Origin of the sequence: Caryophanon latum, assembly GCF_001700325.1 — a bacterium.
Classification (GTDB): Bacteria; Bacillota; Bacilli; order Bacillales_A; family Planococcaceae; genus Caryophanon; species Caryophanon latum.
The window spans coordinates 1-10516 of the sequence record NZ_MATO01000048.1; the positions used below are offsets into that span (position 1 = coordinate 1).

Genomic DNA, 10516 nt, shown 5'->3' on the forward strand with positions numbered 1-10516 from the left:
GTGTGAGAGGTCGGGAGTTAATCACTCCCTCCTACTCGATTTTTATATGAATTTTGGAAAAAAGGATTGAAATTGTATGGGGCTTAATTATACAATTGATGTAATTATTTGTAAAAATAATAGTAGGTGATAGAAGTGGGGTGTTGGAAAAGTGGACAAAAAAAACCACTGATTCAAGATCAGTGGCGGAGACCTATGAATGGTCAACTTTTACGCTTTAAGCTTATTTTAACTTACCAGTGTAATGTTACAGAGTAGTAACAAATTCATTATACTTGATAATACAAAAAAAGTAAATAACGAAAGGAAGTGTCATCATGAAAAATTACTCCATTGGGTTAGATATTGGTACAGGAAGCGTTGGCTGGGTATGCATCGATGAGAACTATCAAATTTTACGCTACAACAATCGAGCAGCTTTCGGTGTGCATGAGTTTGAAACGGCACATGTTGCAGAAGAGCGTCGAATAAAGCGTGGTGCGCGTCGTCGTTACAATCGTCGTAAAAAGCGTATTCAATTATTACAATCGCTTTTTGTTCCACATATGCAACAAAAAGCATTTTTTGCGCCAACGATAACGGAGCATTATTGGAAAAATGATAATCAATTCGAAAATCGCACATTAAGTGAAGTGTTAATGAGTTTGGGCATGAATCCGAATACATATCCGACCATTTTTCATTTGCGTCATGAATTAATTGAAAGTTCAGTGAAAAAAGATGCGCGTCTTATTTATTTAGCACTACATAATTTAGTGAAGTTTCGCGGTCATTTTTTACAAGAAGGATCGACATGGAATGCAAATATGAGCGATGCTAATTTAAGCGAGCAATTTGAACAGTTGCTTCATATATATACAGAAATGGAAGAGCTACCGCAAGTGTCGTTAACTGCACAGCAATCAACAGACGTTGAACATATTTTGCTTAATAACCATATTAGTAAAGCAGAGCGTGCACGCCAATTGACTGCATTATTTGAACGAACGTACGAGCCATTTTTCAAGCTAATTGTAGGTTTAGATATTGCAGCGGCACAGCTGTTTAAGCAGTCTGAGCAACAGCTGCTATATAAAGAATCAAAAACGAAAGTCAATTTAACTGCTGAAACATTGCCTGAAGTGTTACAAACGATGCTAGAGCCAGAAGTAGCATTCATTGAAGCGGTACAACCGTTTTATCAGCAAACTGTATTATTTGATTTATTAAAAGGACAAAGTTACGTAGCTGCGGCGAAAGTAGAAGCATTTAACCAATATGAACGTGATTTAGCGTTATTAAAATCAGTCATTAATGAAGTTGGGAGCGAGAAACAATATCGCGCCTTTTTTATTACGTCAAAACAGAAAAAACGTCAATTTGAGCAAAAGCCGAATATGGAGCTACTTTGCCATCTTGACCGCTTCAACCGTGAGAAAAAATATGAAGAGACATTTTACAAAGAAGTATCGAAACTATTAACAGCGCTCATCAAAGAAGCAACAGGTGAAGTAAAAGAGCACATCGAGCAAATCATACAGGCGATGGAAAGCCAGTCGTTTTTAGTAAAGCAAAAGGGAATTCAAAATGCGTCAATTCCATATCAAAACTCGTTATATGAAGCGGAAATGATTTTACGAAATCAGCAAGCCTATTATCCGTGGATTACAGATGAATTTATTGAAAAAGTAAAACAGCTGATTGCGTTTCGTATTCCGTATTACATCGGTCCATTGGTGCAAGGTGACGAGCAGCCATTTGGTTGGTTACAGCGACAAGCAGATGGAAACATTACACCGTGGAACTTTGATGAAAAAGTGAATAAAGCGGCATCCGCCGAAAGTTTCATTACACGCATGACGAAAAATTGTACGTATTTAAAGGAAGAAAAAGTGTTGCCGAAGCAATCGCTTATGTACGAAAAGTTTACGTTGTTAAACGAATTAAATAGCGTGCAAATTCGGAGTTCATTAGAGCAGCCACATAAAAAGCATCGATTGTGTGAAGATATGAAACAGTGGATTATCGAGCATGTATTTAAGAAGACGAAGACAGTGACACATAAAACGTTGATACAAGCATTGAAAAAAAGCCCGTATAAAGATGAACTATACGATGAAAGTACAGGAAATTGGAAAGACGTATACGGTACACAAAAGGAAGATCGTTTTGCTTCAAGTTTATCTACATATATTTCATTAAAGGAAATTGTCGGTGACATCGTAGATAATGCATTTATGGAAGAAATTATTTACTGGCTAACAGTGTTCACGGATCGAGATATTATTACACTGAAAATGAATGATAAATATCCGTTTATTACAGAGCAGCAAATACAGCGTTTATTGTCGCTTAACATTTCAGGTTGGGGGCAACTTTCACAACGATTATTACAAAGCATACCAGTAGACGATATGAATCGCAGTGTTATCGAGTATATGGAAAAACATGCGGTGAACTTTATGGAATTATTGTCTCCTCGTCAATCAGATTTAGCCTACAAAATTGAGCAAGTAAATAAGCAGCATAGTAAAAAAATTCATAAAATTCGTTATGAAGATATCGAACAACTTACAGGGTCTCCTGCTTTGAAGCGTGGTATTTGGCGTTCGGTGAAAATTATTGAGGAATTAACAGCCATTTTTGGCGAGCCGAAGAACATTATGATTGAAGTTGCACGTGAGGATCAAGCAAGTCATCGTACGAAATCACGTAAAGAGCAATGGGAAAGCATCGGTAAAAGCTTAGCGAAGGAAGAAAAAGAATTAAAAGCGTTCTTCAAAGAAATGGCGCAATATCCGAAGCAACAATTTGACCGTACACGCTTTTGGTTATATGTGACGCAACAAGGCAAATGTTTATATACGGGTAAAACGTTGCGTCTTGAAGACTTATCATCTTATGAAATTGATCATATATTGCCACGTAATTTCGTAAAAGATGACAGTATCGACAACTTAGCGCTCGTTTACCCAATGGCAAATCAAGAAAAAAATAAAGCGGGTAATAATAAAATGCCGCTTGAAATTATTGATGCTAAACAGCAGCCAGCTATGATGGCACATTGGAAACGTCTAAATCAGCTAAAACTTATTTCAGATTCGAAGCTACATAAGTTAATGAAGCCTTCGTTTAATGATGTTGATAAAGAAAACTTTATTGCACGTCAATTAGTTGAAACGCGCCAAATTATTAAGCATGTACGCGATTTATTACAGGAGCGCTTTGAGCATACAGACATTCATGTAGTGAAGGCAAAAATGGTATCACAGTTTAGAAAGTTTAGTCGCATTCCAAAAATTCGTGACTATAACAATAAGCATCATGCGATGGATGCATTATTTACGACTGTACTCATTCAATTTATTTTACAAAAGTACGGCAAAAACTTTTTACAGTTTGATTTACAACATAAAGACATTTCAAAAAAATGGTCTAAAATTGCGCAATCAACGAAGCATTTCTTCTTGTTCCAGCAGTTTGCAGAGCAACAGATAAAAAGCCCTGTTACGAAAGAGCTGGTATCAGGTGTGCAATATTTTGAGCATATTTTTTATGAGCAGTCATGGCAAACGACGAAAATGACGCAAACGATTGATAGTAATTTTTACAAAGAAACGATTTTCTCACCAAAATTAAAAACTGCGAAGTATACGTCAGCAAAGGCGGAAAAGTTTGTGCATGATGCGATTGTGAAATACGCAGTGTGTGGTATTCAATATACGAGTTTGAAGAAAAATAAAGAACAGCATCACGTATTACTGACAGATATTAATGTTATTGAACATTATCAGTTAAAAGAGGCATCATTAAATGAACTAGCATTGCATTTAGCTAAACGTGAGTCAAAGGATGATGTAATCGATGCACAAATGCTTGTCGTTATACCGAAGTATAAAAAAATTATGCTCAATGGAAGTCCATACTATTGCATATCTTCAGATGAACGACATATCGCAACACAATTTGTACTGCGAAAAGATTTGCTTGAAGCGGTACTCCACGTAAATGATGAAACATCGGTTGACGAATTGAGAACATTGTTTCGTTCAATTGTTGAAGAAATGATGACGCAATACAAAGTGTACAATAAAGATACAATACGAAATAAAATTGACGCGTTCATTGAAACTGAGCTGATTGATGTAGAAACATTCCAAGTAGGATTTACAGAAATAAAAAAAATGGTCGCAGCGAATGCTCAGCGTTCAGATAAATTCGGTGGACGTTTACGACAAGTAATGAAAGTGGAAGATATTTATATAATAGATGAATCGATTACAGGCTTGCGTTACCGTAAACCGAGGAAGCTTGTGAAATAAAGGAGGATTTTGGTGAGCTGGCGGACAGTTATTTTGACGAAGGAATCGAAGTTAAGTTTACGTATGAAGCATTTAGTTATTTCCAATGATACTGTAACGAAAATCCCGTTGAGTGAGATTGCCGTAGTTATAATCGAAAACCCAAATATTGTGTTAACAGGTCACATCATTAATGCTTTATCTAATTATAAAATTACCGCGATTATTTGTGATGATAAAATGAACCCAGCCTCTAATATCCAAGCGATTTATGGGCATCATCGTCAGTCAAAGCACATTCGAGCACAATTTGAATGGCTCTCTGAAAGAAAAGCTCTACTATGGCAACAAATAATACGCCAAAAAATTTATAACCAAGCAAAAGTACTACATGCTTTAAATAAAGAGGGCGTTGAAGAACTACAACGATTTATTAGTCAAGTTGCTGTAGCTGATCGAACAAATCGAGAAGGGCATGCAGCAAAAGTATACTTCAATCGATTGTATGGCAATGATTTTTACCGTAATCAAGAAATACCAATAAATTGGGCGTTAAACTATGGTTATATGATACTTCATTCATTATTTGCCCGATTAATTGTCAGTAAAGGTTATTTAACGGAACTAGGTATTCACCATATGAACGAATATAACCAAATGAATTTAGCGAGCGATTTTGTTGAGGTTTTTCGACCGTTAGTTGATTATTTTGTGTACATGCATATTTCAGATACGTTTAATAAAGAGGATAAACGAAACATTATTGCGATGTTAGATTATAAAATCGTCATTCGGAATGCAAAGCAGCATTTGCAGTCTTGCATGCAAATTTATTTAGATAGCTGCATACAATATTTACAAGATGGCGATATAGAAAAGCTACACTTCCCTGATTTTCAATATAAATTGTAAAGCGTGTTGATTAGCAATTTAATCGGCAGTGCGCGTGCGTATTGCGGCTCGCTTTCCTGGGGCTCGGCTCAAGCGAACTGCTACCTTTATGCAGCTTTCATCTCAGTCTTGTTGCTGAAACCAAGCGATTCAGCTGTATAAAAATGGCTAATCAACAGACGTGATAAATTGTAGGAGGAGAGGTTTTGCATCGAGTTATGCGTTTATTAGTTATGTTTGATCTTCCTGTCACAACAGCCACTGATCGAAAAAACTATCGGAAATTTCGAAAGTTTTTACAAGAGAATGGGTATGCGATGCTGCAATATTCCGTGTATTCAAAGATTGTGTTAAATCATTCTGCACTCCAATTTCAGAAATCAACATTGTATGAAAATTTGCCGAAAGCTGGTCATGTCGATATGCTGCTAATTACGGAAAAGCAATTTGCTAATATGGAACGCTTCAACAAACCTCAACGTGTAGAAGAACATGTCATGACAATTGAGCGAATTATAGAGCTATGAAATGGCATTGTAGTGTATTTGATGAGATTTCAATTGTTCGCAATGAGGTGAACTTTCTTTTATTCCAAGATGCGCAGCAACAATTTTCAGTGAGGCAGCTTCTTAATAAATGGTTAAATAATGAGCAAATGGAATATCCATATTTTATTTTTACAATAGATCAGCTAGATATGCCTTCTACGAATTTAAATACGTTAGTTATCAATAGTGGAGAACTCGATTTCTTTAAAGAAAAAGAACGTGTGAAGCAACTGCAGCAATTTATCAAATTCGAAATTGAAAATACAGAGCAGTTGCTGCAAACGTATCGTCAGCTTCGTCAGCAACTGGAGCTATCGTTTCATCAGTTAACGGTGTCATGGCAAAGTTATGAAATCGAGTTTTCGTTAGAAGATGTCACATTCGAACAAATTATGAGACTAGCAACAGTTCATGTAAGCTATGAAAATGAAGAGAAGTTAAAAGTTGTTGATTATAGGAAATTTTTGTTACAAATATCGAAGCGTTTGAATTATAATAAAAGAACCAGTATATGTTTTTATCACTTTCCAGAAAATGAATTAACTCGAAATGAATTTTTTGAGCTATTGCAACAAGTTGACGGTGAAGATTGTACCATCATTTGCATTACGTCAAATGTTTCTTTTTTAGAAGCGGTGCCGTTGCGAAATATTCACCTGATTAAGTCAACAGGCGCACGTTATGACATCGAAGTATTACATGATCAAATTCAATTATTTGCAGATGAATTACGTGTTACTCAAATGTCGATATCGCCTGAGCAACTAGCAAAAAAGCTTGCGATTCATGATTTCTTTGGCGATTTCACGCTGTTAGATGAGCGATTTAGAGAGTTTTTAGAAAGTGAAAAGTATTAAATGAAGTGTATGGCTCTCTAAAATTTGAGGTTTTAGACCAGTGTAATTTTAGAGAGTAGTAAAACAAACATATGCAAATGCAAATGTATGCGGCTGTTTTAGACCAGTGTAATTTTAGAGAGTAGTAAAACTGTGGACGTTTTGTGCCTCGCGTTAAGTCTGTTTTAGACCAGTGTAATTTTAGAGAGTAGTAAAACGTTTTCATTTGTGCTAATAAGTTGTTCACAGTTTTAGACCAGTGTAATTTTAGAGAGTAGTAAAACTAGCTCCTCGTTGTTTGGTAAGCCCCACACGTTTTAGACCAGTGTAATTTTAGAGAGTAGTAAAACTTGTGGTTTGTTGCTGACACCAATGTACCAGTTTTAGACCAGTGTAATTTTAGAGAGTAGTAAAACGCAATCGCGAAGGAAGCAGCAGCACAACAGTTTTAGACCAGTGTAATTTTAGAGAGTAGTAAAACAAAAAATGGCGAACGCACAGCTTTACGACGCGATTCAGCACGACACAGCGCATACAGGTGGACGCTTCATTTGGGGCGGTGGCAGTGAGGCGAGATAAATAGAATGGAGCATAATGAAATGTATAAACAATTAAAAGAAGAATTAGCTCGACGTGAAGAAAAACAAGAAAATGTACAAAAGTTAATGCCATTAGTCCGTTATATGGAAAATCCAGTGCGCATCGAGGAATTTCCACACGTGAAAAGCATCGAGTATGCACACGACTTTGGGGAAACACCGATGCGTATGACGTTGTACATAGACGACATGTTCACAGTGGAGCAATACGAAAGCTTATGAGCTAGTGTACGTGAGAATGCGTTACTCAAGCCGTTATCATTGGAGTTGCATATTGTACACGAAGACGACAACGGTAATCGTTATAACACGAGCAATTTCACGAAGCAGCATACAGAAAAGTTAGTGGCGAATCACGCTCATATTGCGGACGTTACGTTTGAAGGAACTGATGTTATTTGTATACATTTAGCATCAGGTTGTGCGATGAATACGTTAAGTACAGAACAAAGCGTCGATGTATACGAGCTAGGCTTCTCGATCGTTCATAACGTATTTAATGATGGTGAAAGAAGTAACGAGCCACTTGTCTACACAAAAGATGGTGTGTAAACAGAATGGCTCGAATGTAGTAGCATTGAATAGATTGTGTAATTTTATTGGATCAACTAATATTATAATCAGCCAGGTCTGTTGATTAGCTACTTGTATACAGCTGAATCGGTTGTTTTCAGCAGCAAAAATGAGATGAAGGCAGTATTGTAGTGGCATGGAGCGTGCGGCGAGACTCCTTGGGGAAAAGCTCGTGTCTCAAGACCCCGTAAGCCGCGACGCAGGAGCGGTGCGGAGGCTTGAGCCGAGCCCCAGGAAAGCGAGCCGCACTACGCGAAATGCCAGTTGAATGGCTAATCAACACGCTTGATAATCAGCAACAAAAATACCCCCGCGACTTCTATTACTAAGAAATCGCGGGGTTTTGTCATTTCTCAAAGCTGTACAGTGCATCTTTTGCTTGCTGTAAATACGCTTCGTCAAATTGCACGACGTATTGCTCGTCTAGTTGCGCTGACTGCATGCCGTCATGAAGTGAAATCGCTTTGATCGTGTATTCATGAAGTGGTGCGGTCGTAAACGGTGCGCTTTCGTGGAAGTGCTGTAGCCAGAGCGTCGTCAGCTGTTGTATGTCGGTATCGCCACCGTAATTCGTTGCCGTGAGTAACAGCGAAGCGAGCTGCTCGGCATTGAGCGTTTGTGTGCCCGCTTCCAAATGAAACGACGCTTGCTCAATCGCACGAACTTGCATCGCTTCTTGGATTGTGTACATCACCGCATCGAGTTCGTTTAGCTGTGAAAGTGTGCGCACGTACGTATTGTCAATCGTCGTTGAAAACAGCTGCTCAATCGTTTTCGTGAGCTGCTCGTCGCTCGTTGCAAAGGCAAGCTTTCCGGTTTCAGTATGCGTATCGCGCGGAATCGATGCAGCATGAATAGTGCGCGTGTTGTCGTCAATCGTTACGAGCAACGTAATCGGTATGCGGTTGCTCGTATCTTGTAATGCGAGCAATACCGTTTCGATTGCAGGTGGTGGTGTAGCGACGTTTGAATCGGTACGCATACTGGCGACGAACGAAGCGGCGATGACGACGAGAAACAGTGTAGCAATGAGTGGTAACAATCGTGGTGTGCGAGCTTGCGATGGTGCTTTCAATTTGGCAAATACGCGCTGGCGATCTTGCTCGGTAAATGTTAATCGTTTCATGTATGCTCCTCCTTTAATATGGCGCCTAAACGCTGTGTGCCGCGGCGCAATCGCGTTTTAATCGTGTGCGGTGACGCGTGCAGCAGCTCCGCAATTTCCGCAACCGCTAAATCTTCAAAATAATGCAAGTACACAACTTCGCGGTACATCGTCGGCAGCGTGAAAATATCCGCTTTTAGTTGCGCGTGTGCGAAGCGGTGTAGCACCTCTTTTTCTGCCGATTGCTGGCGCGCTGAATTTTCATGAAAAAAGCTTTTCACGCGCACCATGCGACAATGCCAGCTTTTCAAATAATCTTTACTTTCGTTCATCGTAATGCGATATAGCCACGTTTTTATATTAGCGTCCCCGCGAAACGTGTCAAGATGACGATAGCACTTGACGAACGCATTTTGCACAACGTCTTTTGCGACTTCGCTTTCTTTGACGTACGTATACGCTAAACGAACAAGCTCATCTCCATACGCAATCATGACGCGCTCGAGCAACGCATCTTTTTCTTGCTCGCTCATGTTCACGCCCCCTTTCTTTAATGATTAGACGAGTGTGACGTGCGAAACGATTCAATTTGCTAGTTAAAAATAAACGCTTGGACATCTTTTGTCTGTCTAATTTTTTATAATAAAAGATATTTATGGAAAAAGGAGATGCAGACAGATGAAAAAATGGATGATTGGTTTAAGCGCAGCATTACTATTAACAGGGTGTGGCTCAGACGCTAAAGTGCAGGAAAACATTAATAAAGGGCTAGAGGAAATCGCGGAAGACAATTTTGCGAAAGCGGAGGCGTTGTTTGAGCTTGCGTTAGAGGAAAGTTCAAAAGATGAAAGTGCAAAGGCGTACTTGCAACAAGTTACATACATTCAAGAAGCGAGCGAGGCATCAGCAACTGAAGCGATCGCTACACTCGATATGGCGATAAACGTTGAACATGGCTCAAGCGTCATTAGCGCAAAAGCGGAGGAACAAAAGGAAGCGTTACAGTTAGTCGTGGAGCAGCAAAAGTCAGTAAACGAAACAGTGAAGGTAGCGACGGCACTTGCGAAACAAGGAAGGTATGATGAGTCGAATGAAAAAATGGCAAGCTTATCAGCAGATACATTAGCCGCGTTTCCAACGATTCAGCAGGAAGTAACAGCATTGAAGGAAGCAAACACGACAGCATTACAGCAGCAAGCCGAGCAGTTAGCGAAAGAGGAAGCGGCAAAAGCAGAAGCTGCGAAGCAAGAGGCAGCTCGTCAACAAGCCGCGAAGGAAGCAGCTGAAAAAGCAGCGGCACAACAAGCTGATCCGTATGCATGGGCACCAGGCGTGAAGAAGCGATTTGAACAGCGCATATTAGATGAAGGTTTCATCGATTCGATTGATACGATTCGCTACGAACAAGGCAGTGTGTACAACAATGAAGGTTATTTACAAGTGTATGCAGAGTTTGGCGGCACTGAATACCGCATTGTGAGTGTCAACGTGAAGACAGGAGACTTTAGTGGGTTGTAAAAAGGCAGCTTGATATTGTAGAAATAGTAGCAGCATATATCTTGCTGCTGTTCTTTATTGTCTCTATACACAAGCATGACCTTCGAGTAACCCTTCTTTTTTCTTAGTTGCTCATCTTCATCGCTCCCTCTATAAATGTTGATGTATCAATGGTTTGTGCCATTTT

At 39.1% G+C, this 10516-nt stretch carries 9 protein-coding genes and 1 CRISPR repeat array; of the genes, 7 read left to right on the forward strand and 2 right to left on the reverse strand.

The genetic code is table 11. The features are described from left to right. Nucleotides 1-317 precede the first annotated feature (317 nt). The 6 genes from cas9 (at nucleotide 318) to A6K76_RS12095 (ending at nucleotide 7706) form a co-directional block, all read left to right on the forward strand. A complete protein-coding gene (gene cas9, locus A6K76_RS12070; RefSeq protein ID WP_066465432.1) occupies nucleotides 318-4301 on the forward strand; it encodes a type II CRISPR RNA-guided endonuclease Cas9 in 3984 nt (1327 codons plus the stop codon). Between the two features lie 12 nt (nucleotides 4302-4313). Then, complete coding sequence (cas1, locus tag A6K76_RS12075) at nucleotides 4314-5192, forward strand: type II CRISPR-associated endonuclease Cas1 (RefSeq protein WP_066465433.1); 879 nt, start codon at nucleotides 4314-4316, stop codon at nucleotides 5190-5192. A gap of 185 nt (nucleotides 5193-5377) precedes the next feature. Continuing rightward, entirely contained in the window at nucleotides 5378-5698 is a 321-nt protein-coding gene (gene cas2 / locus A6K76_RS12080) for a CRISPR-associated endonuclease Cas2 (RefSeq protein ID WP_245671988.1), read from the forward strand. Continuing rightward, nucleotides 5695-6576, forward strand: a complete 882-nt coding sequence (locus A6K76_RS12085) for a hypothetical protein (RefSeq protein ID WP_066465434.1) — start codon at nucleotides 5695-5697, stop codon at nucleotides 6574-6576. The genes cas2 and A6K76_RS12085 overlap by 4 nt, the downstream gene beginning before the upstream one ends. Before the next feature lie 29 nt (nucleotides 6577-6605). Then, nucleotides 6606-7036: a CRISPR direct-repeat array (repeat unit 36 nt; unit sequence GTTTTAGACCAGTGTAATTTTAGAGAGTAGTAAAAC). Between the two features lie 118 nt (nucleotides 7037-7154). Next, nucleotides 7155-7376: a hypothetical protein gene (locus A6K76_RS12090; RefSeq protein ID WP_066465435.1), complete on the forward strand. Its 222-nt coding sequence runs from the start codon at nucleotides 7155-7157 to the stop codon at nucleotides 7374-7376. A gap of 39 nt (nucleotides 7377-7415) precedes the next feature. Continuing rightward, a complete protein-coding gene (locus A6K76_RS12095) occupies nucleotides 7416-7706 on the forward strand; it encodes a hypothetical protein (RefSeq protein ID WP_066465437.1) in 291 nt (96 codons plus the stop codon). Between the two features lie 367 nt (nucleotides 7707-8073). On the opposite strand, the gene A6K76_RS12100 is transcribed toward A6K76_RS12095, so the two are convergent. Both A6K76_RS12100 and A6K76_RS12105 read right to left on the reverse strand, forming a co-directional pair. Further along, nucleotides 8074-8853 carry an LCP family glycopolymer transferase gene (locus A6K76_RS12100; protein ID WP_066465443.1) on the reverse strand — a complete coding sequence of 260 codons (780 nt, stop codon included), beginning with the start codon at nucleotides 8851-8853 and terminating at the stop codon, nucleotides 8074-8076. Continuing rightward, entirely contained in the window at nucleotides 8850-9365 is a 516-nt protein-coding gene (locus A6K76_RS12105) for a sigma-70 family RNA polymerase sigma factor (protein WP_066465445.1), read from the reverse strand. The genes A6K76_RS12100 and A6K76_RS12105 overlap by 4 nt, the downstream gene beginning before the upstream one ends. Before the next feature lie 145 nt (nucleotides 9366-9510). On the opposite strand from A6K76_RS12105, the gene A6K76_RS12110 reads away from it, so the two are divergent. Beyond that, a complete protein-coding gene (locus tag A6K76_RS12110) occupies nucleotides 9511-10350 on the forward strand; it encodes a putative periplasmic lipoprotein (protein WP_066465447.1) in 840 nt (279 codons plus the stop codon). Nucleotides 10351-10516: the final 166 nt, after the last annotated feature.

What these genes read in the sequence shown, in the direction of transcription:
- cas9 (WP_066465432.1), top strand. Translation starts at nt 318, where the DNA reads ATGAAAAATTACTCCATTGGGTTAGATATTGGTACAGGAAGCGTTGGC.
- A6K76_RS12085 (WP_066465434.1), top strand. Translation starts at nt 5,695, where the DNA reads ATGAAATGGCATTGTAGTGTATTTGATGAGATTTCAATTGTTCGCAAT.
- A6K76_RS12090 (WP_066465435.1), top strand. Translation starts at nt 7,155, where the DNA reads ATGTATAAACAATTAAAAGAAGAATTAGCTCGACGTGAAGAAAAACAA.
- A6K76_RS12100 (WP_066465443.1), bottom strand. Translation starts at nt 8,853, where the DNA reads ATGAAACGATTAACATTTACCGAGCAAGATCGCCAGCGCGTATTTGCC.
- A6K76_RS12105 (WP_066465445.1), bottom strand. Translation starts at nt 9,365, where the DNA reads ATGAGCGAGCAAGAAAAAGATGCGTTGCTCGAGCGCGTCATGATTGCG.
- A6K76_RS12110 (WP_066465447.1), top strand. Translation starts at nt 9,511, where the DNA reads ATGAAAAAATGGATGATTGGTTTAAGCGCAGCATTACTATTAACAGGG.